The organism is Kitasatospora sp. NBC_01302 (genome assembly GCF_035976515.1).
Lineage (GTDB): Bacteria > Actinomycetota > Actinomycetes > Streptomycetales > Streptomycetaceae > Kitasatospora.
On sequence record NZ_CP108404.1, the window covers coordinates 3,727,429 to 3,752,865 of the forward strand.

The 25,437-nt window shown below is 73.4% G+C and carries 20 protein-coding genes, 1 tRNA gene and 1 other RNA gene; 4 read left to right on the forward strand and 18 right to left on the reverse strand.

The window, feature by feature from the left end; translation table 11 throughout:
* Positions 1–92 precede the first annotated feature (92 nt).
* Both OG294_RS15875 and OG294_RS15880 read left to right on the forward strand, forming a co-directional pair.
* Positions 93–1,340 (forward strand): hypothetical protein, encoded by a 1,248-nt coding sequence (locus OG294_RS15875; protein WP_327067153.1) that lies wholly within the window; start codon positions 93–95, stop codon positions 1,338–1,340.
* A gap of 188 nt (positions 1,341–1,528) precedes the next feature.
* Positions 1,529–2,167, forward strand: a complete 639-nt coding sequence (locus OG294_RS15880; RefSeq protein WP_327067154.1) for a hypothetical protein — start codon at positions 1,529–1,531, stop codon at positions 2,165–2,167.
* Between the two features lie 39 nt (positions 2,168–2,206).
* Here the strand turns inward: OG294_RS15880 and OG294_RS15885 are convergent, their stop codons facing one another.
* Positions 2,207–3,643, reverse strand: a complete 1,437-nt coding sequence (locus tag OG294_RS15885; protein ID WP_327067155.1) for an MFS transporter — start codon at positions 3,641–3,643, stop codon at positions 2,207–2,209.
* 267 nt (positions 3,644–3,910) lie between these two features.
* Between OG294_RS15885 and OG294_RS15890 the strand changes: the two genes are divergently transcribed.
* Positions 3,911–3,982 (forward strand) — tRNA-Cys (locus OG294_RS15890).
* A gap of 124 nt (positions 3,983–4,106) precedes the next feature.
* Here the strand turns inward: OG294_RS15890 and OG294_RS15895 are convergent.
* The 6 genes from OG294_RS15895 to OG294_RS15920 form a co-directional block, all read right to left on the reverse strand.
* A complete protein-coding gene (locus tag OG294_RS15895) occupies positions 4,107–6,476 on the reverse strand; it encodes a xanthine dehydrogenase family protein molybdopterin-binding subunit (RefSeq protein ID WP_327067156.1) in 2,370 nt (789 codons plus the stop codon).
* Positions 6,473–7,750 carry a (2Fe-2S)-binding protein gene (locus tag OG294_RS41135; RefSeq protein WP_442789169.1) on the reverse strand — a complete coding sequence of 426 codons (1,278 nt, stop codon included), beginning with the start codon at positions 7,748–7,750 and terminating at the stop codon, positions 6,473–6,475. The genes OG294_RS15895 and OG294_RS41135 overlap by 4 nt, the downstream gene beginning before the upstream one ends.
* A 20-nt stretch (positions 7,751–7,770) precedes the next feature.
* Positions 7,771–8,652: an FAD binding domain-containing protein gene (locus OG294_RS15905; protein ID WP_327071567.1), complete on the reverse strand. Its 882-nt coding sequence runs from the start codon at positions 8,650–8,652 to the stop codon at positions 7,771–7,773.
* 266 nt (positions 8,653–8,918) lie between these two features.
* A complete protein-coding gene (locus OG294_RS15910) occupies positions 8,919–10,535 on the reverse strand; it encodes a beta-N-acetylhexosaminidase (RefSeq protein WP_327067157.1) in 1,617 nt (538 codons plus the stop codon).
* A gap of 88 nt (positions 10,536–10,623) precedes the next feature.
* A complete protein-coding gene (locus OG294_RS15915; RefSeq protein ID WP_327067158.1) occupies positions 10,624–10,902 on the reverse strand; it encodes a DUF3039 domain-containing protein in 279 nt (92 codons plus the stop codon).
* A gap of 78 nt (positions 10,903–10,980) precedes the next feature.
* Entirely contained in the window at positions 10,981–11,550 is a 570-nt protein-coding gene (locus OG294_RS15920) for a YqgE/AlgH family protein (RefSeq protein WP_327067159.1), read from the reverse strand.
* A 254-nt stretch (positions 11,551–11,804) separates the two neighbouring features.
* On the opposite strand from OG294_RS15920, the gene murA reads away from it, so the two are divergent.
* Complete coding sequence (gene murA, locus OG294_RS15925) at positions 11,805–13,151, forward strand: UDP-N-acetylglucosamine 1-carboxyvinyltransferase (protein ID WP_184937677.1); 1,347 nt, start codon at positions 11,805–11,807, stop codon at positions 13,149–13,151.
* A 129-nt stretch (positions 13,152–13,280) separates the two neighbouring features.
* Here the strand turns inward: murA and OG294_RS15930 are convergent, their stop codons facing one another.
* The 11 genes from OG294_RS15930 to ftsX form a co-directional block, all read right to left on the reverse strand.
* Entirely contained in the window at positions 13,281–13,559 is a 279-nt protein-coding gene (locus OG294_RS15930) for a hypothetical protein (RefSeq protein ID WP_327067160.1), read from the reverse strand.
* An 83-nt stretch (positions 13,560–13,642) separates the two neighbouring features.
* Positions 13,643–14,920: a sensor histidine kinase gene (locus tag OG294_RS15935; RefSeq protein WP_327067161.1), complete on the reverse strand. Its 1,278-nt coding sequence runs from the start codon at positions 14,918–14,920 to the stop codon at positions 13,643–13,645.
* The gene (locus tag OG294_RS15940; protein WP_327067162.1) at positions 14,917–15,600 is read right to left on the reverse strand and encodes a response regulator transcription factor; all 684 of its coding nucleotides are present in this window, start codon (positions 15,598–15,600) and stop codon (positions 14,917–14,919) included. The genes OG294_RS15935 and OG294_RS15940 overlap by 4 nt, the downstream gene beginning before the upstream one ends.
* Positions 15,601–15,685: 85 nt before the next feature.
* Positions 15,686–15,967 (reverse strand): HU family DNA-binding protein, encoded by a 282-nt coding sequence (locus OG294_RS15945; protein WP_035848732.1) that lies wholly within the window; start codon positions 15,965–15,967, stop codon positions 15,686–15,688.
* A gap of 503 nt (positions 15,968–16,470) precedes the next feature.
* Entirely contained in the window at positions 16,471–17,946 is a 1,476-nt protein-coding gene (locus OG294_RS15950) for an NAD-dependent malic enzyme (RefSeq protein WP_327067163.1), read from the reverse strand.
* Positions 17,947–18,346: 400 nt separating this feature from the next.
* Positions 18,347–20,659: a HelD family protein gene (locus OG294_RS15955; protein ID WP_327067165.1), complete on the reverse strand. Its 2,313-nt coding sequence runs from the start codon at positions 20,657–20,659 to the stop codon at positions 18,347–18,349.
* 229 nt (positions 20,660–20,888) lie between these two features.
* Positions 20,889–21,260: a transfer-messenger RNA gene (ssrA, locus tag OG294_RS15960) on the reverse strand.
* 108 nt (positions 21,261–21,368) lie between these two features.
* Positions 21,369–22,700, reverse strand: a complete 1,332-nt coding sequence (locus tag OG294_RS15965) for an alpha/beta hydrolase (RefSeq protein ID WP_327067166.1) — start codon at positions 22,698–22,700, stop codon at positions 21,369–21,371.
* A gap of 91 nt (positions 22,701–22,791) precedes the next feature.
* Positions 22,792–23,268, reverse strand: coding sequence for an SsrA-binding protein SmpB (gene smpB / locus OG294_RS15970; protein WP_327067167.1), 477 nt, complete (start codon positions 23,266–23,268; stop codon positions 22,792–22,794).
* Positions 23,269–23,329: 61 nt separating this feature from the next.
* Positions 23,330–24,493, reverse strand: a complete 1,164-nt coding sequence (locus tag OG294_RS15975; RefSeq protein WP_327067168.1) for a S41 family peptidase — start codon at positions 24,491–24,493, stop codon at positions 23,330–23,332.
* 24 nt (positions 24,494–24,517) lie between these two features.
* Positions 24,518–25,429, reverse strand: coding sequence for a permease-like cell division protein FtsX (gene ftsX, locus OG294_RS15980; RefSeq protein WP_327067169.1), 912 nt, complete (start codon positions 25,427–25,429; stop codon positions 24,518–24,520).
* Positions 25,430–25,437 lie beyond the last annotated feature (8 nt).

The window sequence follows — 25,437 nt, forward strand, 5'->3', positions numbered from 1 at the left end:
CCAGTCGGGCACCGTCTCGTCGTTGAGCTCCGCCGCCCGCCCGCTCGCGGTTCCGCGCCCCGCCCCGAGCCCCGACCCGAACCGGAGTGATGATGGACGACCTGTCCCGCCGTACCCTGCTGACCGCCGGCGCGGCCACCGCCGCGACGGTGGCCGCCGGCTGTGCCCGCCCCGGCACCACCGCCAAGAGCACCGAGGCCGCCCCCGCCCCGAGCTCCGCCTCCCCGAGCATGCCGAACACCCCCGCCAAGCCGCCGACCACCCTGATCGGCGACGGCTCGACCTCCGACACCGGCCCGCAGCCCGCCCAGCCGCAACCGGTCCCGCTCGAACTGGGCGAGCGCCCACCGCAGTTCGTCGTCTTCTCGTGGGACGGCGCCGGCGAGCTGGACGACCAGCTGTTCTCCCGGTTCCGCCGCCTGGCCAAGGACCACGACGCCTCGATGACCTTCTTCCTGAGCGGGATCTACACCCTGCCGGAGTCCAAGAAGGAGCTCTACCACCCGCCGCAGCACCGCATCGGCGCCTCCGACATCGGCTACCTGAGCGACCAGCACATCCACGACACGCTGACCCAGATCAGCGCCGCCTGGCTGGACGGGCACGAGATCGGCACCCACTTCAACGGGCACTTCTGCGGCGCCACCGGCGGCGGCAAGTGGTCGCCCGAGGACTGGGACAGCGAGATCGAGCAGGCGATGTCCTTCGTCATGAACTGGAAGACCAACACCGGTTTCACCGACCTGCCCGCGCTGCCCTTCGACTACCGCAAGGAGCTGATCGGCGGGCGCGCCCCGTGCCTGGAGGGCCAGCGCGGCCTGCTCCCGACGGCCGCCGCGCGCGGCTGGAAGTACGACACCAGCGGGCCCGGCGGGCTCCAGATCTGGCCGCAGAAGGTGCAGGGCGGCGCGCTGTGGGACATGCCGCTGCAGTCCATCCCGTTCCCCGGGCACACCTTCCAGGTGCTCTCGATGGACTACAACATCATGTTCAACCAGTCCGGCGACAACACCAAGGGCGATCCGACGATGCACACGGCCTGGCAGAAGCAGGCCACGGAGTCCTACCTGTCCGGCTTCGACCGTGCCTACACCACCAACCGCGCGCCCATGTACATCGGCAACCACTTCGAGGGCTGGAACGGCGGCATCTACATGAACGCCGTCGAGGAGGTGCTCAAGACCATCGCGGACAAGCCCGAGGTGCGGCTGGTCTCCTTCCGCCAGCTGGTGCAGTGGCTGGAGGTGCAGGACCCGGCGGTGCTGCGCAAGCTGCAGTCGCTGGCGGTCGGCGAGGCCCCGGCGGGCGGCTGGTCGAGCTTCCTGGGTGCCGCGCACTGACCCGGGGCCCCGTTTGGCGCTACCCCGGGTGAGTCGCCATCACCCCAGGTAGCTGCCGGTTTTCGGCCCTCCGCGCGGCCTTGGTGCGGATGCGCACCACCGCGTGAGCCCGTCCCCTGGATGCCAGGACACGGTTCCGCCTACTCCTCCACGGGGACGACCCCGTGGCCGCGTCCCGGAGAGACACCATGCGCGCTCGTCACTTCGCCGCCACCGGGCTGCTGGCGCTGGCCGTCGGCCTCGGCTGCGCCGGCACCGCCGCCGCCAACCCGGTCATCATCGAGCCGGACCCGGTCACCCCCGGCAGCCAGTTCGCGGTCTTCGACGGGGGCAACTGCGACGGCGCCGGCGGCCAGGCCGTCTTCCGCTCCCGCGAGCAGGGCGGCTCCGACGGCCAGGACATCCCCGCGGTCAAGCTCGGCTCGCTGCGCGGGCTGACGGGTGCCATGGCCACCGTCCCCGAGCACGCCAGGCCCGGCGTCTACGACGTGACGATCAAGTGCACCACGGTGACCAAGAGCCAGGTGACCACCACCTTCACCGTGCACGACAGCAGTGCCAAGCCCGGGCAGTCGGGGTCCGGGCCGGGCGCGGGGTCAGCGGCGCCCGGCTCCTCGGCGCAGTCGGACCGCCCGGGCCACGAGGACCAGAGCGGCAGCTCGGGCCACTACGGGCAGCCCGGCGAGACCGGACCCAAGGGCACCTCGCACGCGGGGCTGGGCGGCAGCACCGGGCCGAACACCCCCGAGACGCTGGCCGGGGTGACCCTGCTGGCCACCGCCGGCGCGGCCACCTTCCAGCAGTACCGGCGCCGCCGGTCCTCCTGACCGGCCGACCGACCGGCCGTCAGCCGCCCGCCCGGGCCCTCAGGCCCGTTCCCTGACCCGGGCGGCCAGCCCGGCGCCGAGCAGCGCGACGGCCGTCATCACCAGGAAGATCGCGGCGAAGCCGCCGCGCGCCCCGCCGCCCGCGCCGCTCGCGTCCGCCGCTGCCACCGCGCCGCCGCCGAGCGCGGAGAACAGCACCCCGGCCAGTCCCACCAGCAGCACGTTGCCGAGCGCGTCGGACATCTGCAGCGAGGCCGAGTTGGCGCCGGCCGCCTCGGGCGGCGAGAGCTTCATCATCAGCACGCTGATGCTGGCGATCGCCAGGCCCATGCCCACCCCGCCGAACACCCAGGCGAGTGCGGCGGTCCAGGTCGGGGCCGCCGGCAGCAGCACCAGCGCGGCACCGGCGATCGCCAGCGCCGTCAGCAGGAAGCCGATCCTGATCAGCCGCTCGCGGTACCGCTCCGCGCCCGGGCGCCCCTGCAGCCAGGAGCCGAAAGCCCAGGAGAGCCCGCCGCTGGTCAGGGTGAGCCCGGCCAGCGTCGGCGACAGGTGCCGCTGGGTGACCATCATCAGCGGGATGAACGCCTCGGCGGCGAAGAAGGCCCCCGCCGCCACCCCGCGCAGCAGGATCAGCGTCGGCAGCCCGCGCGCGGCCCGCAGCGTGCCGCTGGGCAGCAGCCGCAGCACGGCGGGCAGCAGCAGCGCGCCGCCCGCCGCGGCCGGCAGCAGACCCAGCAGGTCCAGCCGCTGGCCCGCGTACTGGAGCAGCCCGGCACCCAGCGCGGCCATCGCGGCCAGCCCGATCCGGCCCCGGTCCAGCGATCCGCCGGGCGGGGCCGCCGGCAGCTCGCGCTCGGCGCGGCGCAGCGCCGGGCCCATCACCGCCAGCGGCAGCACCACCAGGGCCGGGACGGCCAGGAACACCCAGCGCCACCCGAGGTGCTGGGTGACCAGGCCGGAGACCAGCGGACCGACGATCGAGGGCAGCACCCAGGCGGCCGAGAAGGCCGCGAAGACGGCCGGCCGCAGCCGCTCCGGGAACGCCCGCCCCACCACCACGTAGAGCGCGACGATCACCAGCCCGCCGCCCAGCCCCTGGATCGCCCGGCCACCGACGAAGAGCCACATGCTGCCCGCCGTCCCCGCGACCACCAGCCCGGCCGCGAAGATCCCGATCCCGGCGAACAGCGGCAGCACCGGGCCGCGCCGGTCGCACCACTCCCCCGACAGCACCATCGCGAAGAGCGTGCTGGTGAAGTAGCCGGAGAAGGCGAACGCGTACAGGCCGAGCCCGTGCAGCTGCCGGGCCGCCACCGGCATCGCCGTGTTGACGGCGGTCGCCTCGAACGCGAGCAGCAGCACGACGGAGACGATCCCGAGGGTCAGCGCGCGGTAGCGGGCACTCAGCACGCCTTCGCCACCGTGGTCCGCCGGCAGCGACGAGGGCTTCGAGGTCTCGGTGGCTATGCTCATGCCCGCCATGGTAAGTGCCAACCGAGCGATTGACTCCTGACCTGGAGTCCCGACCATCCTACGACCATGGTCGTAGGACTTCATACGCCCGTCACATTCGGCTATTGACGCCCCGTCGACCGGCCAGCAGAATGAATTCCGAAAGCACCGCAGAAATACCGACACCGGAGAGGAGCCCCGCGATGTGCCACCGTATTCGCCCCGCCGCTCCCTCCTGTTGTCGCCCCGCCCACTCCTGACTCGAAGGGCCGTCAGCGCCCTTCGCACGGCCGTGTGCCCGAGTGGTTGAGGGAACCGCCTGCAAAGCGGTTTACACGGGTTCGATTCCCGTCATGGCCTCCGCGTTTTTTCCCGGAATATCCGGTCGGCTTCTCGCCGACCGGATGTTCCGGCATTCCCGGGCGCCGGAAAGCGCGGAACCCGCCGGGCGGGCCCGGCGGGTTCGGCACGTGCTGAGCAGCGGTCAGACCGCCAGGACCACCGCGTCCTCCGGCGGGATCGGCAGCCGGCCGATCGGCAGGCTGGTGGCGGCCCGGACGGCCGCGGCCACCGCCGCGGGCGCGACCACGGCCGGGACGGCACTGACCGCCTTGGCACCGAAGGTGGCGACCACGTCGCGCTCCTCCAGCAGCGCGGCGATCCGCACCTCGGGGGTGTCCAGGGCGGTGGGCAGGCGGTAGCCGGTGAGCGAGGGGTTGGCGATCACGCCGCCCGCGGTGCGCAGGTCCTCCAGCAGCGCCAGGCCTACGCCCTGGGCCACGCCCGCCTCGATCCGGTCCTCGATCTGGCCCGGGTTCAGCGCCCGGCCCACGTCCTGGGCCACCGTCACGTCGACCACCCGGACCGCGCCCAGCTCGATGTCCACGTCCACCACCGCGCGCATCGCGCAGAAGGCGATCGAGACGAAGGCGTCGCCCTGACCGGCCTCGTCGAGCGGCTCGGTCGGGTGCGGACGGCACTGGGCGGTGGCCCAGAGCTCCTTGCCCTCCAACGCCTCCTCGACCGGCATGCCGAGCACCCCGTCGTAGGAGGTGATCTTGCCGTCGGCGATCGAGAGCAGCTCCACCGACATGCCGAAGTCCGCCGCGATCGGCGCCAGCAGCTGGTGGCGGACCATCAGCGCGGCCTTCTCCACCGCGCCGCCCGACACCCAGGTGTGCCGGCCGCGGGCCGAGGGCCCGGCGATCGACTGGTCGCTGTCCACCGGCGCGACGTAGACCTCGCTCACCCCGAGCACCGACTGCACGATCTGCCGGGCCAGCGTGGCGAAGCCCTGCCCGGCGTCGACCGCCGCGCAGATCACCGTGGCGCTGTCGCCGCTGACCCGCACGGTGGCGGTGGAGACCTCGTCCTCGCCCTCCGCGCCGAGCATGTGCACCATGCCCACCGCGTAGCCGATCCCGCGCCGCACCGCCGAGGGCTCGCCCGCGCCGCCGGGGCCGCCGGGCAGCAGCCACTCGGTGTCGGGCTCGGCCACCGGGAGCGCGGGCAGCGGGGTCTCGGCGACCGCGTCGAGCAGCGCGGCCACCGGGGCCGGGCAGGTGACGGCCTGCCCGGTGGGCAGCGCGTCGCCGGTGGCCAGCACGTTGCGCCGGCGCACCTCCAGCGGATCGAGGCCGAGCCGGGCGGCCAGCAGGTCGAGCTGCGACTCGTGGGCGAAGCAGGACTGCAGCGCGCCCTCGCCGCGCATCCGCCCGGCGGGCGGGTTGTTGGTCCGCACCGCCCAGGCGTCGACGAAGACGTTCGGGCACAGGTAGGGGCCCACCGAGAAGGCGGTGGCGGCAGCCAGCACCTCGCTCGACACGTCGGCGTAGGCGCCGCCGTCCAGCAGGATCTGTGCCTCGACCTTGACCAGCTTGCCCTGCGCGTCGGCGTGGTGGCGGTACCTCAGCAGTGCCGGGTGCCGGGCCGCGTGGGTCAGGAAGGACTCCTCGCGGGTGAGCGTCATCTTCACCGGCCGCCCGGTGCGCAGCGCCAGCAGGGCCAGCGTCGCCTGGAACGAACGGTCCTCGCGGTCCGCGGTCGCCCCGGGCACCCCGGTGACCACCAGCCGCACCCGGTCCGGCTCCAGGCCCAGGCAGGCGGCGGTGCGCTCGCGGTCGCCGTGCGGGTCGGTGGAGGACAGGTGCAGCTCGACGCCGCCGTCCGGGCGCGGCACAGCGAGGCCGGCCTCGGCGCCGATCGGGGCGGGGTCCTGGCGGCCGACCTGGTAGAGGCCCTCCACGATCACCTCGCCGACCACGTCGGGGTCGCCGGTGCGCAGCGGCAGGTGGCGCAGCAGGTTGCCGTCGGGGTGCAGGGCGGGGCCGTGGAAGGCCTGCTCGGGGTCGGTGAGCGCGTCCAGCAGCTGGTACTCGACCGCGATCGAGGCCGCCGCCAGGCGCGCGGTGTCGGGGTGGTCGGCGGCCACCGCGGCCACCGGCTCGCCGTGGTGCCGGACCACCTCGCCGGCCAGCACCGGACGCCCGCCGGGCCACAGCGGGCCGGTGCCGCTCCCACCCGCACCGGGGGCGGGCAGGTCGGCGGCGGTGAGCACCGCGTGCACGCCGGGGATCGCCAGCGCGGCCGAGGTGTCGATCGAGACGATCCGGGCGTGCGGGTGCGGCGAGCGCAGCACCGCGCCCCACAGGATCCCCTCGGCCCACAGGTCGGCAGCGTAGGGGTAGATGCCGAGCGCCTTGGGCAGCGCGTCGGTGCGCAGCGGCGAGCTGCCCAGTCCGTGCGGACCGCCCCGGCCGAAGGCCGTCACGGGCCGGCCCTGCGGCGCGCCCCCGCGCTCGGTGTCCTCGCCCGCGGTGGTGGCGGCGGTGCTGGTCTCGGTGGGCGTGGTCATGCGTGGTCGTCCTCGGGGAGGAGGAGGCCGTGGGCCGGGGTGCCCGCCTCGGGCATCCCGGGGGCGGTCTCGTAGACGGTGCCGTCGAACGGGGTGCCGGGGGCCGGGACCCCGTGCGCGGGGGTGCCCTGGTAGCCGACGCCGTCGTAGGCCACACCCGGGTAGGGCGCCTGGGCGTACGGCCCGGCCGCGTACGGCGGCGCGGCCGGGTACGCGGTGCCGTGCGCGGGCGTGGCGTCGTACGGGACGCCGTGCGGGGGCGTCGGCTCGTACGGCGTGCCGTGCGCCGGGGTCCCCTCGTACGGCGCGCCGGGGGCGGCGGTGCCGTGCGCCGGGGTGAGCTCGTAGCTGCTGCCGCCGTCGTAGACGGTGCCCGGGCCGTAGGCGGTCGGGTCGTAGCCGGAGTAGCCCTGGTTCGGGATCACCCCGAGGCCGATGCCGGCGGCGGTGGCCGCGGGGTGCTCGGCGGCGGGCGGCTGCTGGCCCAGCAGCGGGTCGGCGGTGATCCAGCCGCTGCCGTCGCTGCCGAACAGCGGGACCTCGCCGGTGGTGGCGGTCTCGGTCCAGGCGTCCTGGTAGACCGGCGGATCGACCTGGTCGACCGGCGCCACCGGGGCGGCCTGGGCCACCGGGTCCGGCGCGGGGAGCGGGGCCGGCTCGGCGAGCGGCGCCTGCGGGTCCGCGGCGTCGGGGGCGGGTGCGGCGCCCGCCTCCCCGGCGGCCTGTTCGGCGGCCTGCTCGGCCTCCAGCAGCGCCGCCCCCCGCGCGTCCGCCACCGTCTGCACGGCGGCCAGCACGCTGCGGTAGCCGGTGCACCGGCAGAGGTTGCCGCACAGCGCCTGCCGCGCCTCCACCTCGCTGGGCCGGTGGTTGCGCTGCAGCAGGTCGTGCACCGCCATCGCCATGCCGGGGGTGCAGTAACCGCACTGCACCGCGCCCGACTCGGCCAGCGCCTGCTGCACGTCGCTGGCCGCACCGCCGGCCGACAGGCCCTCCACGGTGTTGATCTCGCTGTCCGCCGCGAGCGCCGCCGGCACCAGGCAGCCGGCCACCAGCTGGCCGTCCACCTGCACCGAGCAGGCCCCGCACTCGCCCTGCTCGCAGCCGTTCTTGGCGCCGGCCAGGCCGAGGCGCTCGCGCAGCACGTAGAGCAGGCTCTCGCCGATCCAGGCGTCGGTGACGGGCCGTTCGAAGCCGTTGACCCGCAGCGTGTAGGACGTGGTGGGTCGTCCGTCGCCCAGCGCGACGGGGTGGTTGGTCGGATCGGTCGCCATGTCGGCGGTCACCTCGGCCGTCACTTCAGTGCCCTTCCCAGTGCCCGGCGGGCCAGCACCGCCACGGTACGCCGTAGCCGCAGAGCCGTCGCCGTCGGCCCCTCCACCCCGAGCGCCAGGGAGCCGTCGGCCCCGTAGCCGTCGGGGACGCAGGCGGTGGCGACGTACTCGCCGAAGGCGGCGGCCGCGGCCGGGTCGATCGGCTGCGCGCCCTCCTCGCCGCGGGCGTCCCAGTCGATGCAGCCGGCCACCCAGGCCTCCGCGTCCAGCGGCCGCAGCGGCACCGGCGCGACCGCGCCCACCGCGCAACGCACCGCCCGCCGCGCGGGATCGAGCACCAGGGCCACCGAGGCGATCGCCCGGGAGGGGCCGCTGCGCCCGGTGGCCTTGAGGAAGACCTGGGGGGCGTGCAGCAGCGGAACCCGGACCCAGCTGAGCAGTTCGCCCGGGCGCATCGGGTCGACGCCGGTGAGCAGGTGACCGACCGGCACCTCGCGGGTGCCGCCGGCGCTGGCCAGGGTGGCCACCGCCTCCAGTGCGGCCAGCACCGGCAGGGTGTCGCCGGTGGGGGCGGCGGAGGCGATGTTGCCGCCCAGCGTGCCGACGTTGCGGGTCTGCGGGGGGCCGGCGGTGCGGGCGGCGTCGGCCAGCGCGGGGATCAGCGCGGCGAAGTCGGGACGGTCCATCCGGGCCAGCGTCAGGCCGGCGCCGAGCACCGCGGTGCCGCCGTCCTCGTAGCGCCAGCCGCGCAGTTCGGTGATCCGGCCCAGGCCCAGCAGCGCGGCCGGGCGCAGCCGGCCGGCGTTGACGGCTTCCATCAGGTCGGTCCCGCCGGCGACCGGCACGGCGGTGGGGCTGGTGGCCAGCGTCTCGACGGCCTCGTCGAGGGAGGTCGGCAGCATGATCGTCCGGTTCACCAGGATCCCACCGTGCTCCAGTCTCTTTGCGGTACCGCCCGTAGAGTACGGGTCCGGGCCACCCAAACTGAAGCCGCCCACCGGGTCGGGCCACTGTGGCACATCGCGCACCGTGATCACCCTGGGGGTCCCGGACGATCCGGTCGCTTTCGGGCAGATCCCCCATCAATGAGACCGGATGTTCACCATTTCTTGACGTCCGGAGCCCGGCCTTGGTTCCCCGATGATCACCTGACCCGACTGACACATCGTCAGACCTGCGGCGCCGGTCCCGGCAGCGGCCGGCCGAGCACCCCGGGGCGCCGCTGCCACGGGTGCGGCCCGGTCGCCGGCCGGTAGGCCACGCCCAGCGCGTCCAGACGCGCGTAGTGGGTGCGCATCCGGCGCTCGAAGTCGGCCAGGTCCCGCTCGGCGGCCTCGCGCGGCAGTGCCGACCAGGCCACCTCGGCGAACGCGGCCAGCCGCGGGAAGGCCCGGTAGTCGAGGTCCCGGGCGCTGTCGGCGAACTCGCTCCACAGGTTGGCCTGAGTCCCGATCACCTGACGCGCGCTCACCTCATCCAGTGACGGCGGGACCGGCTCGAAGCGGTAGACGTCGGCCAGCGTGCGCACGAAGCCGACCGGGATCGGCTCCTCGGGCCCGTCGGCCTGCCGGTGGTCGAGGTAGACGTACTGCTCGGGGCACATCACCACCGGGTGCCCGGCCCGCGCGGCGGCCACCCCGCCCGCGTAGCCGCGCCAGGAGGCGACCGCGGCGCCGGGCGCCAGCCCGCCCTCCAGGATCTCGTCCCAGCCGATCAGCCGGCGGCCGCGCGCGGTCAGCCAGGTGTCGAAGTGCCGGATCAGCCAGCTCTGCAGCTCGGCCTCGTCCGCCAGGTCCAGCTCCTTGATCCGCGCCTGCGCCGCCGCGCTGGCCCGCCACTGGTCCTTGGGGCACTCGTCGCCCCCCAGGTGCACGTACTCGGACGGGAAGACCTCCAGCAGCTCCTCCAGCACCCCCTCGAAGAAGGCCAGGGTGGCGTCCGAGACGTTGAGCACGTTGCTGCTGACCCCCCAGTCCGACCAGACGCCGAGGGCCGCGGTGTCCACCACGTCGGTGTTGCCCAGCTCGGGGTAGGCCGCGATGGCGGCCTGGGTGTGGCCCGGCAGGTCGATCTCGGGGACCACGGTGATGCCGCGCTCGGCGGCGTAGGCGACCAGCTCGCGCAGGTCGTCCTGGGTGTAGTAGCCCCCGTGCGGCCGGTCGTCGCGCACGCCCGCGGCCCGGTAGCCCACCATCGAGCGCTCCCGCCAGCCGCCCGCCCCGGTCAGCCGCGGGTAGCGCTTGACCTCGAAGCGCCAGCCCTGGTCGTCGGTCAGGTGCAGGTGCAGCACGTTGAGCTTGTGCGCGGCCAGCAGGTCCACGTACCGCAGCAGGTCGCCCAGCGGCAGGAAGTGGCGGGCGACGTCGATCAGCACCCCGCGCCAGCCGAACCGCGGCGCGTCGCGCAGCTCACAGGCCGGCAGCGTCCAGCCGGTGCGGCGCAGCGGGGCCCGGCGGTAGGCGTCGGGGCCGAGCAGCTGGCGCAGCGTCTGGGCGCCCCAGTGCGCACCGGCGGGGCCGCCCGCGGTGATCCGTACCCGGCCGGCGGCCGGGTCGACGGCGAGCCGGTACTCCTCGGGCGCCAGCGCCGGGTCCAGGCCGAGCGCGACGACCGGGTCCGCGGCCCGGGGCAGCGCCAGGCCGGTGGCCGCACCGAGCACCGAGCGCAGCCAGCGCTCGGCGTCCTCGGTACCGGGGCCACCGGCCAGCGTGGTGTCCGGACCCAGCGGCAGGCCGGGGTCGGTGGCGGTCGTGCGGACAGCGATCGGTGCGGGGATCAGGTCCATGGCGCACATCCTGCCCCGCCCGCCCCAAGTGGCATAGACCACTGACGGGGAAAATACCGCGCCCGGCGCCGGGACCCGGCGCCCCCCGCTACTTCTTCTTGTCGTCCCCGCCGCCGCCCGGCTCGATGCCCTCGAAGATCTCCTTGCACATCGGGCAGACCGGGTACTTCTTCGGGTCGCGCCCGGGCACCCAGACCTTGCCGCAGAGCGCGACCACCGGGGAGCCGGAGAGCGCGCTCTCCATGATCTTGTCCTTCTGGACGTAGTGCGCGAAGCGCTCGTGGTCACCGTCGCCGTTGGACACCTGCGGGACGGGCTCGACCAGGGTGCCGGTGCCGAGGCCGCGCTCGGGCTCAAGAGTGCTCATGGGCGCCAAGTCTATGGGGGCGGCGCACGAAACGGACCCCCGCTACCGCGGCGCCGCGCCACCGCGGCCGGTCCCCCGTCAGTTGAGCGTCGGGTCCTCCGGGTAGGTGGCGAGCATCGCCAGCGCCCCGCGCTGGCGGCGCAGCACCGCGCGCCACAGCAGCTCCGGACGCGGGCAGGAGATGTCACCGGGCTCCGCGTCCACCAGGTACCAGGCGCCCTCGGCGATCTCCGCCTCCAGCTGGCCCGGCGTCCAGCCCGAGTAGCCGGCGAAGACCCGCAGGCCGCCCAGCTCACCGGCGAGCACCTGCGGCGGCGCCTCCAGGTCGACCAGCCCGATCGCGCCGTGCACCCGGCGCCAGCCCAGCGGGTCCTCGGGGCCCGGCTCGCCCGGGATCACGGCCACCGCCAGCGCCGAGTCCAGGCCCACCGGGCCGCCCTGGAAGACCACCTGGGGATCGCCGGCCAACTGGGCCCAGCCGTTCAGGACGTCGTTCACCGCCACCGGCGTGGGCCGGTTGAGGACGACGCCCAGCGCGCCCTGCCCGTCGTGGTCCAGCATCAGCACCACCGACCGCGCGAAGTTCGGATCGGTGAGCACGGGGGCCGCCACGAGGAGCCGGCCGGTGTGCGAGGAGACCGCGGTCATGCCTCACATGATCCCGCAGGGGACGGTGAAACCTCCACCGCGCCGCGCCTCACCCGATCGGCGGACATGATGACCGGCTTCCACCCTAAGAGAGCATGATCACCATCAGAAGAACAGGGAACCGTTCAACCGGCTACTACCATCTATCGAAGGTGGCGCCCGTGCGGCCCGAGCCGTACGTCCGCCGGTCCTACCTCTCCCAACCGCGGCGTACCCCCGTTTGCCGCAGTTGCAACCCCCGGATTGCGAGAACGATGACCGACGACGTCCTGCTGGTGCACGGCGGAAACCCGCTGGAAGGCGAGATCCGCGTCCGCGGCGCCAAGAACCTGGTGCCCAAGGCGATGGTGGCCGCCCTGCTCGGCCAGGGCCCCAGCAGACTGCGCAACGTTCCGGACATCCGCGACGTCAAGGTGGTCCGCGGCCTGCTCCAGCTGCACGGGGTGACCGTGCGCAGCGGAGACGAGGAGGGCGAGCTGATCCTGGACCCCTCCCACGTGGAGAGCGCCAACGTCGCCGACATCGACGCGCACGCCGGCTCCTCGCGGATCCCGATCCTGTTCTGCGGGCCGCTGCTGCACCGCCTCGGCCACGCGTTCATCCCGGGCCTGGGCGGCTGCGACATCGGCGGGCGCCCGGTCGACTTCCACTTCGAGGTGCTGCGCCAGTTCGGCGCCACCATCGAGAAGCACCCGCAGGGCACCTACCTGGTGGCCCCGCAGCGGCTGCGCGGCACCAAGATCGAGCTGCCCTACCCCTCGGTCGGCGCCACCGAGCAGGTGCTGCTCACCGCGGTGCTCGCCGAGGGCGACACCGAGCTGCGCAACGCCGCCATCGAGCCGGAGATCGTCGACCTGATCTGCGTGCTGCAGAAGATGGGCGCGATCATCTCGATGGGCACCGACCGCACCATCCTGATCACCGGCGTGGACGAGCTGGGCGGCTACCACCACCGCGCGCTGCCGGACCGGCTGGAGGCCGCCTCCTGGGCCTGCGCCGCGCTGGCCACCAAGGGCGACATCTACGTCCGCGGCGCCCGCCAGCTGGAGATGATGACCTTCCTCAACACCTTCCGCAAGGTCGGTGGCGCCTTCGCGGTGGACGACGAGGGCATCCGGTTCTGGCACCCGGGCGGCGAGCTGAACGCCATCGCCCTGGAGACCGACGTGCACCCGGGCTTCCAGACCGACTGGCAGCAGCCGCTGGTGGTCGCGCTGACCCAGGCCGCGGGCCTGTCGATCGTGCACGAGACGGTGTACGAGTCGCGGCTCGGCTTCACCTCGGCGCTCAACCAGATGGGCGCGCACATCCAGCTCTACCGCGAGTGCCTGGGCGGCACCCCCTGCCGGTTCGGGCAGCGCAACTTCCTGCACTCGGCGGTCGTCTCCGGGCCGTCCAAGCTGCTCGGCGGCGAGCTGGTGATCCCGGACCTGCGCGGCGGCTTCTCCTACCTGATCGCGGCGCTGGCCGCCGAGGGCACCTCGACCGTGCACGGCATCTCGCTGATCAACCGCGGCTACGAGAACTTCATGGAGAAGCTGCGCGGACTCGGCGCGCACGTCGAGCTGCCGAGCGAGCAGGAGCTGCTCGCGGCGGTCTGACCGCGCCCGGGCCGGCTGGACCGGCGCGGAGAACGAACCGGGGCCGCCCCCGCCAGGGCGGCCCCGTTGCTCAGGAGGCACCCCGCCAGGTGTGTCCTCCCGTCCACCGGCACGCGGTGCACCGGTAGCTCAGTGCCGCCCCTGGCCGCCCTCGTGCTGGCGGTGGTGGCGGACCCGGCGCTCCAGCAGGGCGCCGAGCACATCACGCCCCGAGCGGAGCACCGGGGCGGGGTCGACGTGCGCCCTGCCCGATCCCGCCACGGCGGTCGGCCGGCCGGGTGCGGCCGGCGGCTCCGCCGCGGCGGTGGCCGGCAGCACGTACAGCACGCCCGCCACCGCGGTGGCCGCCAGGCCCATGCCGCCCATCTGCCACAGTCGTCGGCCGCTCGTCGAGGTGCGCTTGCTCATGAAGCAAGCCTCCCAGGCGCATTATGAGAAGACGATGAGGAATTCTCACCAGCTGTGTAACAGCTCGTCGGCCGGTGCTCCGGTCACTCCTGCGGCAGCCTGAGTTCGGCGCGCAGGCCGCCGCCCGGCGCCTGCACCAGCCGCGCGCTGCCGCCGTGCAGTTCGGCCACCCAGCGGACGATGGCCAGCCCCGTTCCGGTGCCCGCACCGCTGGTGACGCCCCGCCGGAAGACCGCCTCGCGGCGCTGCTCGGGCACCCCCGGCCCGGCGTCCGTGACGGTGACCAGGCCGGGCGCGGCGGCCACCGTCACCGGGGTCCCGGCGCCGTAGCGCAGCGCGTTCTCCACCAGGTTGCGCACCGCCTGGCCCAGCAGCTCCGGGTCGCCGCGCACGATCAGCGGTTGCTCGCCGACCAGCACGGTCACCCTCCCCCAGCCCTGGGCCGGCGCGGTCCCGAGGCCCTCCACCAGTTCGGCCACGGTCTGCTCGACCAGTTGGTCCAGCCGCAGCGGCATCAGCTCCACCTGCTGGGTGCCGGAGTCGATCCGGGCGCGGGCCAGCAGGCCGGTGACCAGCCGGGCCAGCCGGTCGCTGAGCGCCGCCGCCTCCGCGAGCGCCGCGGGCGCCCGCTCCGGCGCCGAGGCCCCGCGCTCGACGGCCAGGCGCAGCGTGGCCAGCGGCGTGCGCAGCTCGTGCGCGGCCTCGGTGAGGAACTGCTCCTGGCGCTCCAGGCCGCGCAGCGCGGGGCGCATCGCCCGGCCGGAGAGCAGGTGGCCGATCGCGGCGGCGGCCAGCACCAGCGCCGAGCAGCCCAGCAGCAGCCAGCGGACCAGCCGCTCGTGGTCGGCCCGGCTCTGTGCCGGGTCGGCGCCGACCACCACCAGGGCGGCGATGGCGTCCCCGTTCCAGACCGGCGCGGCGGCCCAGCGCATCATCCGCCCGCTGCCCCCGGGCCCGGTGGCCAGCGTGGCGTCCTGGCCGGTCTGCACCTGGGTCCAGAGCCTGCCCAGCAGCTCGCCGCCCGGCAGGTGGGCGGTGTCGGGGCGGACCCATCGCACCACGCTCGGCAGCCCGGTGCCGCCCGCCGGGACCTGGACCGCGCCGAGCACGTCGGCACCGCGGGCCAGCTCGTCCTCGCCGAGCGGGTCGACGGCCAGCGTGTCGTTGTCGAACCAGAGCGCCCTGGCCAGCCCGCCGGCCCGCCGGGCCGCGTCGTTGTCCAGCTCCTTGGCCCGGGACTGGGCGTCGGTGTGCGCGGCCAGGGTGGCCAGCACCAGCAGGCAGGCGGCCGTGGTGCCGGCGAAGAGCAGGGTCAGGGTCCAGCGCAGCCGGCGCAGGCCCCGGGCGGCCGGCGAGGTCATCCGCGACCGCCGTGCCCGGCCGGGTCCACGAGCCGGTAGCCGACGCCGCGCACGGTCTCGATCGGGTCCGGCGGGCCGAGCCGGCGGCGCAGCTGGCGGATCAGCACGTCGACCACGTTGGACATCGGTTCGTTCAGCTCGTCCCAGCAGCTCTCGATCAGCCGGGTGCGGGTGACCACCGTCCCCGCCTGCAGCATCAGCAGCTCCAGGACGGCGAACTCCTTCGCCGTGAGGGTGAGCAGCACCCCGGCCCGGGTGACCCGGCGGCGCGGCAGGTCCAGCTCCAGGTCCCCCAGGCGCAGCTGCGGCAGCCGGGCCGGCTCGGGGCGGCGGCACAGGTTGCGGACCCGGGCCGCCAGCTCGGCGGCCGCGAACGGCTTGACCAGGTAGTCGTCGGCTCCGTGCTCGAAGCCGGCCACCCGGTCGGCCACCGAGTCCATCGCGGTGAGCAGCAGCACCGGGCGCTGCCAGCCGGCCGCGCGGCGGTCCGCGACCAGCCGCAGGGCGTCGCCGTCGGGCAGCGCCCGGTCGGCCACCAGGCAGTGGTAGTCGGTGACCGCGAGCTTGAGGTCGGCCTCGGCCAGGTCGGCGGCCAGGTCGACGGCGAATCCGGCCCGGCGCAGCCCGTCGGCTATCTCCGGGCCGAGCCTGGGGTCGTCCTCCAGTACCAGTACGCGCATGGTCTCCGACCTTACGGCGCGGCACTGCCACAACGACGGAGCGGGGGCGGTCCGGAAACCCGGACCGCCCCCGCTCCAGCGGAGATCAGGCGCCCTTGGCGGCTTCCTTCAGCTTGGAACCGGCGCTCACCTTGGCGCTGTAGCCGGCCGCGATCTGGATCGGCTCACCGGTCTGCGGGTTGCGGGCGGTGCGAGCGGCGCGGTGGGTGCGCTCGAAGGTCAGGAAACCGGGGATGGTGACCTTCTCGTCACCCTTGGCCACAACCTCGCCCACGACCTCGGCGAATGCCGCCAGAACGGCGTCGGCGTCCTTGCGGGTCACCTCGGCGCGGTCGGCCAGAGCGGCCACCAGCTCACTGCGGTTCATGTGTACTCCTGTGGTCTGTTCGTTGCGGTGTGCGGGGGCCCATCGGTCGTCCCTCCGGAGGCACCCGGCTGGGCCGCTGGTCCGCACACTGTGCTCGTTCAGGCGGCTGGTGGTAGGTGCGCGGCTCGTGCTCCGGGCCGCGCGTCGTGTCAGTCCTGCCACGTGCCTGCCTGGGAACGAATCCTGCCCTTACCGGCCCCGAGAAAGCCAATCGGGCCTCGGCCATCCACCCCGAACGGCGCCCTCCCCACGCAGCTATGACGCTTCGTCGGCGCCGGCGGACCGACGCGGGCGGCGGCCGGGAACGACTCGCCGAGTGGTTGGGGGACGTTCCGTACTTGTCGGACACGCCTGCCCCGTGCAGGGCTACCGTACGCCCTGACGGGGACAAGCCCAAACACACCCTTCCCCTTGTGTCGCAAGGAATCGGGGCTGCCCGACACGGGCGGGGGCGGTATTCGGTCAGACGAGCGACCGAATACCGCCCCGCGGACCCTCCCAGGTCAGAGCCGGACGACCGGGAAGGCGGCCGTGTCCAGGGTGCCGACGATGCCCGGCGTCGGCCGGGAGGGGGCCTGGTCGCCCTCGCCACCGGCGGCCAGCGCGGCCTCCCGCACGGCCGCGGCCACCGTCTTGGCCACGTCCGGGTGGAAGACGCTGGGGATGATGTAGTTCGGGTTCAGCTGGTCGTCGGTGACCGTGGTGGCCAGCGCCCGCGCGGCGGCGATCATCATCTCGGTGTTCACCGTGCGGCTCTGCGCGTCCAGCAGGCCGCGGAAGACACCCGGGAAGACCAGCACGTTGTTGATCTGGTTCGGGAAGTCGCTGCGGCCCGTGGCGACCACCGCGGCGGTCTGCCGGGCCACCGCCGGGTCGACCTCCGGGTCCGGGTTGGCCAGCGCGAAGACGATCGCCTTGTCGGCCATCGAGGCGATGTCGTCGCCGTCCAGGACGTTCGGGGCCGACACGCCGATGAAGACGTCGGCGTCCGCCACGGCCTCCTTGAGGCTGCCGGTGCGACCCGAGCGGTTGGTGTGCTCGGCGATCCAGCGCAGCGAGTCGTTGAGGTCCTCACGGCCGCTGTGCACCACGCCGCGCACGTCGGCCACCGTGGCGTGCTCGACGCCGGCGGCCAGCAGCAGCTTGAGGATCGCGGTGCCGGCCGCACCGGCGCCCGACATGACCACCCGGATCTCGCCGATCTCCTTGCCGACCACCCGCAGCGCGTTGGTCAGCGCGGCGAGCACCACGATCGCGGTGCCGTGCTGGTCGTCATGGAAGACCGGGATGTCCAGCGCCTCGCGCAGCCGCGCCTCGATCTCGAAGCAGCGCGGCGCGGAGATGTCCTCCAGGTTGATGCCGGCGAAGCCGGGGGCGATCGCCTTGACGATGGCCACGATCTCGTCGGCGTCCTGGGTGTCCAGGCAGATCGGCCAGGCGTCGATCCCGGCGAAGCGCTTGAACAGGGCCGCCTTGCCCTCCATCACCGGCAGCGCGGCCTGCGGGCCGATGTTGCCCAGGCCCAGTACCGCGGAGCCGTCGGTGACCACGGCCACGCTGTTGCGCTTGATGGTCAGGCGGCGGGCGTCCTCGGGGTTCTCGGCGATCGCCATGCAGACCCGGGCCACGCCGGGGGTGTAGATCATGCTCAGGTCGTCACGGTTGCGGATCGGCAGCTTCGAGGACATCTCGATCTTGCCGCCGAGGTGCATCAGGAAGGTGCGGTCCGAGACCTTGCCGATCGTGACGCCCTCGATCGCCCGCAGCTTCTCGACGATCTCCTCGCCGTGCGCAACCGACGCGGCCGCCACGGTCACGTCGATCCGCAGTGCTTCCAGACCGGAGGCCGTGACGTCCAGGCCGGTCACCGAGCCACCGGAGGACTCCACGGCGGTGGTGATGTTGCTGACCGCGTTACCGCTGGCCGGAACCTCCAGCCGCACCGTGATCGAGTTGGAGACACTGGGCACCGTCGCCATCGACGTCCTTCTTCCGTCCACTGAGGTGAGAGCTGGCCAGGCCGTCCTCAACGCGCCGTTACTTCAACAGTTTGTTGATGCTGCGCCTCGCGCATCCTAGGCCCCGATCGTCGCACCTACCAGGGGCTTCCCAGAAATATCGTCCGTTGATTGCACGGAACCGACAACAGAGGATGCGGTGAACCTGGACAAGCACCGAAAATCCGCCGCATGGGATTGCCTGTCGGGACCGATGGGTTACATTGGACGGGACACCGGCTCGATCCAAGCCCCCGGGCCCAACCTTAGTCGCTTCGAGCGACCACTTGCCGCGAGGCGAGCATGGCGGGTCGGTGTCACCAACGTAGGACTGTGGCCCCCACCTCCGGTGGGGGCCACAGTCGTTGACGGAGCGTCAGGTTCAGCGCAGCAGCGCCGGGACCCCGGCCGCGTCCGGCAGGTCGTCCGGGCCGGACAGCACGGTCAGCCGCTGGGTGGCCCGGGTCAGCGCCACGTAGAGCACCCGCAGACCGGCCTCCGACTCGCCGGCGATGCCGGTCGGATCGGCGACCACCGTCGCGTCGTACTCCAGGCCCTTGGCCTCCAGGCTGCCCAGTGCCACCACCCGCTCGCCCAGGTCCGCGATCCACTGCGCGGCCTCGGCCCGGCGGTCCATCGGGACCACCACGGCGACCGTGCCGTCCACCTCGCCCAGCAGCCGGACCAGCTCGGCCCGGGCCGCAGCCGCGAAGGCGGCGGGCTCGACCGCGGTCACGGCCGCGAACCGCGGCTCGATCCCGGTGGAGCGCACCGCGGTCGGCGAGGGGGTGCCCGGCGCGGCCAGCTCCAGCACCTTGGCCGCCACCTCGGCGATCTCGGCCGGGTTGCGGTAGTTCACGGTCAGCGTGTGGCGGCGGCGCGGCTTGCCGGACAGCACCTCGTCCAGCGCGCTCCTGGCCTCCTCGGGGAACGGCCAGGAGCTCTGCGCCGGGTCGCCGACGATCGTCCAGGTCGCCATCCGGGACCGGCGGCCGATCATCCGCCACTGCATCGGGGTGAGGTCCTGCGCCTCGTCCACGATCACGTGGGCGTACTCGGTGCGCTCCACCGGAACCGCGGTCCGCTGGCGGGCGCTGCGGTCGGCGTAGGTGGTCACCTCGTCCAGGCCGGTGAGCAGGTCGACCGCGTCGACCTCGCGCACCTTGGGCCGGGCGGGCTCGCCGAGCAGCAGCTGCAGCTCGTCGATCAGCGCCACGTCGTGCGCCGACAGCGCGCCCCGGCCGCGCTCGTCCAGGTGGCGCCAGGAGGCGGCCAGCAGGCGGGCCTCCTCGGGCGTCACGACGCGCCGGGCGATCCGGTTGGTGTGCTTGCTCTGCCGCAGCGTGGCGAGCACCTGACGCGGGGTCAGCGCGGGCCACCAGGCGTCCAGGAAGTCCAGGAACGGCGCCTCGTCCGAGACGTACTCGTCGAAGCTCTCCTTCTGCTCCTGGCGCTGCTCGCGGGAGAAGTGGTCGGCGGGCGCCGGCAGGTGCCGGGTGGCCTCCGACCAGAGCGCGTCCAGCAGCAGCCGGCGGGCCCGGGGGCGCAGCAGGTTGAGCGGGGTGCCGCCGCTGCCGATCACGTTGCCGCGCACCGTGCGCAGCCGGGCGGCGTCCAGGCGCACCACCTCGCCGCGCGCCGCCACCCGCAGCTCGGTGGGCGCACCGCCGGCGGCGGAGCCGCTCATGGACACTTCCAGCGCGGCCCGCGCCGCGCGGCGCAGCAGCTGGACCATCCGGGCCGAGCCCTTGACCCGGGCCGCCTCGGGCGTGTCGTAGCGCTCGGCCTCGATGCCGTCCACCAGGCTGCCGACCGCGCGGATGGCCACCTGGCCCTCCTCGCCGAGCGAGGGCAGCACGCCCTCGGTGTAGGAGACGAGCAGCGGGGTCGGGCTGACCACCAGGATCCCGCCCGCGTAGCGGCGCCGGTCCTGGTAGAGCAGGAAGGCGGCACGGTGCAGCGCCACGGCGGTCTTGCCGGTGCCGGGGCCGCCGGTGACCAGGGTGGCACCCGCGGCGGGGGCCCTGATCACCTCGTCCTGCTCCTTCTGGATCGAGGAGACGATGTCGCGCATGGTGTGGCTGCGGGCCCGGCCCAGCGAGGCCATCAGCGCGCCGTCGCCGATCACGGCCAGCTCCTGGCCGTCCAGCGTGGGGGTCAGGTCGGGGCGCAGCAGGTCGTCCTCGACGCCGATCACCTTGCGGCCCTTGGAGCGGATCACCCGGCGGCGCAGCACCCGGCCCGGCTCCAGCGGGGTGGCCCGGTAGAACGGCGCGGCGGCCGGCGCCCGCCAGTCGATCACCAGGGGGCCGTACTCCGCGTCGAGCACGCCGAGCCGGCCGATGTGCAGGGTCTGCGCGACGTTCTCGTCGGCCGGATCGAGCGGGGTGAAGGAGGGGATGCCGTGCTCTTCGGGGGCGTCCGCCTGCTGGAGGTCGATCCGGCCGAACAGGAAGTCCTCGAACTCGTTGTTCAGCCGGTTGAGGTGGGTGCCGGCCCGGTAGACCTGGGCGTCCCGTTCGGCGAGCGCGCCGGGGGTGCCGACCTGGACCCGCCGGGCGGCGTCCTCCAGGACGTACTCGGCCTCGGCGAGCTTCTCTTCCAGGCGCTGGTACACCGTGTCGAGGTGCCGCTGCTCACCGGCGATCTCGCGCTCGCGCAGCCCCTCGGCCGAGCTGTTCGCGGCGGTGGTCATCACGGTGTTCGTGGTGCTGGTGCCCGATGGTGCCGTGCCGGCCTCGGTGGTTGCGGCCGCGTGCTGCCTGCCGTGCGCGCCCAAGGAATCCCCTGTCGTACGTCTCGTCTGCTGGTGGGAGAAGACCGCCGTCCAAAGTCGGCGGACGGACGATCCTACTCCCGGACCCCGGCCGGAGAAACACGAAGGCCGCCTTCCGTCGAGGAAGGCGGCCCGCATGCACATGGGATGGTGGAGATGCCGGGAATCGAACCCGGGTCCAGTGGAGTGGATTCAGGACTTCTCCGAGCGCAGTCCGCTGTGCTTTTCTCGGCCCTGGCAGTCACGCGGACAAGCCGCCAACGGGCCCAGCTACTGTTTGATTTCCCACCCGCCCCCGTAACCGGGGCGGACGGTTCAGTTCCCTAGATTAAGCCAGGATCCGAGTCGGGAACTCCCCGGTCTGACTCCTTGGCTACTCGCTGCTCAGGCAGCGAGCGCGAAGGTCTCGCGCTTAGTATTGGCGATTATTTTTTTGCGACAGATGGTTAACGAGATCATTGCCGCGTTCCTCGGCTCGCTTCTCCTGTTTCGACGTCCCCTGTCGAAACCGATCATCCCCATGTTTTTTTAAGAAGGTACAGCTTCCTGAGAAACAACTCCGGGTGATCAGCATCGCCCGGTGGTGCTCCGCCCATGGTACGCGCCCGGTTTGGCGCGGTCCAGCCGATTACACCTTCGGGTCGGGCGAACCCTTCGGGGCGGGGCCCGGCGCCGGTGCATCGGGGACCGTGGCGGGCTTGCCGGCGTGCGGGCCCGGGGTGCCCAGCTGCTGGGAGAGCCAGGGCAGCGCCTGGGCGAACGCGTTGGAGGCGAACTGCCACACGTGCCGGCCCGGCTGCACGGTCTGCTCGCACCTGATCCCGTCCTTGCGCGCGGCCGCCGCCAGCTCCTTGCCCTGGGCGGTCTGCCGGCTCTCCTGGTCCCCGCTCTCGAACCAGCCGGCGGTGTCGCGGAACTTGGCGTGATGAGCCAGTACGGTCATCGGATCGTGCGCCGCCCAGGCCGCCGCGTCGCCGCCGTAGAGCTTGTCGATGGTCTGCTGCTTGTCGCCGGTGTTGGGGCCGATGTCACCGGAGATGTCCTCGAAACGCGTGAAGACCCCGGGGTGTTCGACCGTCAGGTCGATCGCACAGGTACCGCCCATCGACCAGCCGACCACGCCCCACTTGCGCGGGTCGGCCGACGTGTCGAAGGTCTTCTCCACATAGGGCGGAATGTCCTTCACCAGGTGGTCCTCGGCCATCCCGCTGGGCCCGTCCACGCATTCCGTGTCGACCTTGAATCCGCCGGTCGCGTCCGCGAAGACCAGGACCGGGGCGAAACCACCGTGCTGCGCCGCGTACGCGTCCGCGGTCTGCACCGCGTCGCCGGCCCGCACCCAGTTGTCGGGGGCCGCGTACTCGCCGCCGATCATCTCCAGGACCGGCAGCTTGGGGCGGGTCTTGCTGCGGAACCAGGCCGGCGGCAGGTAGACCAGCTCCTGGCGATGGGCGAAGCCGCTGGCGGTGTCGGGTATGTCCACCTGCACGATCCGGCCGGTGGTGGTCCTGCCGGTGAGCGAGCCGAGCTGATCGAGCGTCACCTGCTGGGGCAGCGGGGCACCGCTGAGCTCCCCGATCGCGTCGTCCAGGGTGGGGAAGTAACCGGTGGAGGCGTTCAGCGCGTTGGCGCCGGCCAGCACCGCGAGCAGCCCGGCCAGCGGCGCCACCGCGCGGCGCCACCAGCGCGCCGAGCGCCAGCCGGCCACCAGCACGGTCAGCGCGAGCACGGCCGCGCCCAGCCACCACCAGAGCGCGGGCGGCAGCGGGTCGGTGACCCCGCCGACGGTGACGGTCAGCAGGCCGAGCAGCGCGGTCAGCACGGCCGCGACGCCGATCGCCAGCGGCGCCCGGCGCAACCGCCAGCGGCGGTCCCGCCAGCCGACGGCGAGGAGCAGCGCGGCGGCTGCCGCGAGCTGGACGGTCCACGGGAACCAGCCGTCCAACAGGGAGACGTTCATGCCGCGATCGTACTGATGCTTCCTTGGACAAAAGGTCGCTGATCAGGGCAGCTCACCCCGTTGGGACCAAGCTGCTACAGAAGGGGCACAATCAGCCCTGGCGGCGGCGCACGGCGGCGACCGCGCGGGCCGTCTCCCGGGTGTCCTGCTTCTCGCGCAGCGTCTGCCGCTTGTCGTAGAGCTTCTTGCCGACCGCGAGCGCCAGCTCCAGCTTGACCCGGCCGTCCTTGAAGTACAGCGAGAGCGGCACCAGGGTGTGGCCGGTCTCCTTGGTCTTCGCCTCCAGCTTGCGGATCTCCATCTTGTGCAGCAGCAGCTTGCGCTTGCGCCGCGCGGAGTGGTTGGTCCACGTCCCCTGGGTGTACTCGGGGATGAAGACGTTGTCGATCCACACCTCGCCGGCCTGGGTGTAGGCGTAGCCGTCCACCAGGTTGGCCCGGCCCTCGCGCAGCGACTTGACCTCGGTGCCGGTGAGCACCATCCCGCACTCGTAGGTGTCGAGGATCGTGTACTCGTGTCGCGCCTTCTTGTTCTGCGCGATCAGCTTCTGTCCCTTTTCCTTTGCCATAGCACCGGCCATTCTCGCATCCCGGGCAACCGCTCGGCAGCCGGTTTACCGGTGGGCACCGTTACGGGCGGGCGGCGGCGGTGCCCAGGCCGTCGAGCACCCGCAGGGCGAGGGTGTCGGCGGTCACCGGGTCACCGGCCCGGACGTCGGGGAGCAGGCCGGTGCCCTCCGGGGAGTGCCCGGCCGGGGTGAACCAGCGGCCCACGGTGAGCTCCAGGACCGAGCCGTCGGGCAGCCGGCTGGGCTGCTGCACGGTGCCCTTGCCGAAGGTCCGGCTGCCCACCAGCACCGCCCGGCAGCGGTCCTGCAGCGCGCCGGCCAGCAGTTCGGCGGCGCTCATCGTGCCGCCGTCGACCAGCACCACCAACGGGGTGGCGGTGTCCCCGCCGGGTGCGGCGGTCAGCTCCCGCCGCTCCCCGCCGACCAGGTAGGAGGCGACCGGGCCGCCGTCCAGCAGGGCCGAGGCGGCGGTGACGGCCTCGGCCACCAGGCCACCGGAGTTGCCGCGCAGGTCGAGCACCGCGCCGCGGGCGGGGGCGTGCCGCAGGGCCGCCGCGATCTGCTCGCCGACGCCGGTGGTGAAGGCCCGGGCGGTGATCCACAGCACGCCGGGCGCGGGGTGGTCGACCGCGACGTCCTGGGCCGCGAGCACGGTGCGGCGCACCGTCACCTCGCGCGGCGCCGCACCGGGGCGCTGGACCGTGAGCCGCACGGCGGAGCCGGGGCCGGCCGGGCGTCCGGCGGCTGCTGGGGTGCCGGGCCGGCCGCGCAGCCGGGCCACCACCTCGGTCACCGGCAGCCGGTCCACCGGCGTGCCGTCCACCGCGAGCAGCCGCTCGCCGACCCGCAGCCCGGCGGCCTGGGCCGGTGAGCCCGCGGTCAACTCGGTGATCAGCGTGGCACCGTCGTCGTCCCGGTCCACGAAGAGGCCGGTGCCCAGGTACTCGCCGTCCAGGCCCTGGGCGAACTCGGCGTACTCCTGCGGGCTGTAGTAGGCGGCCCAGCGGTCGTCGCCGCGAGCCACCAGGCGCTCGGCCTGCTGCGGGGAGAGCGCCGCCGCACCCGGCCCGCCGGCCGGCGCGGCGTCCGCGGCACTCCAGCGGCGCGGCGCGGCGGCGGGCCCGGTGCCACCCCAGGCGCCCACCGCGGCGCCGCCGAAGAGCACCGCGCCGAACAGCAGGCTGAGGGTGGCGCCGTGGCGTGCCCGCCGCCAAGTCGCGCTCATGGACCGGAGTGTAGGCGCCCTTCGCTAGACCTTCAGGTACTTGCGCAGGGTCAGGAAGGCCGCGACCGCCGCCATCGCCATACCGGCCACGATCAGCAGCGGGATCACCTGCAGCACCGAGGACAGGCCGATGAAGTGGATGAACTGCACCTTCTTGGCCAGCCAGCTCTGCACGCCGTAGTTGCCCAGCAGCAGCAGGCCGGAGGCCAGCACCGCGCCGAGCAGCGCGGCGAACGCCGCCTCCGCGATGAACGGCATCTGCACGTAGAAGTTGGAGGCACCGACCAGGCGCATGATCCCGGTCTCGCGCCTTCGGCTGAACGCCGAGACCCGGACCGTGTTGACGATCAGCAGCAGTGCCACCGAGAGCATCAGCACCATGATCACGAAGGCCGCCGTCTGCAGGCCGTTGAGCAGCCCGAAGAGGTTGTCCAGGATCTGCCGCTCGTCCTCCACCGAGCGCACGCCCGGATGGCCGGCGAAAGCGCTCTGGATCACGTCGTAGCGGGTCGGGTCGCTCAGCTTGACCCGCCAGGAGGACGGGATGGCGTCGGCACCGAGGACGGAGACCAGGCTGTTGTCCGGGTTCATGTCCTTCCAGTGCTTGTACGCCTCCGCCTGGGTCTCGAAGGTCGAGCTCTCGACCAGCGGCTTGAGCTTGTCCAGGCCCGCCTTGACGTCGGCGATCTGCTGGTCGGTGGCCGCACCGTTCGCACACTGCGGGGCGTTCTTCGCGTCCGCCTTGGTGCAGAAGTAGATGCTGACCTCGACCTTGTCGTACCAGTACCCCTTCATCGAGTTGACCTGGTCCCGGACCAGCAGACTGGCCCCGGCGAGCGCGAGCGAGAGCGCGACGCTGACCACGACCGCGATGGTCATGGTCAGGTTGCGGCGGAGACCCACACCGATCTCCGACAGGATGAACTGGGCGCGCATGAGCTTCT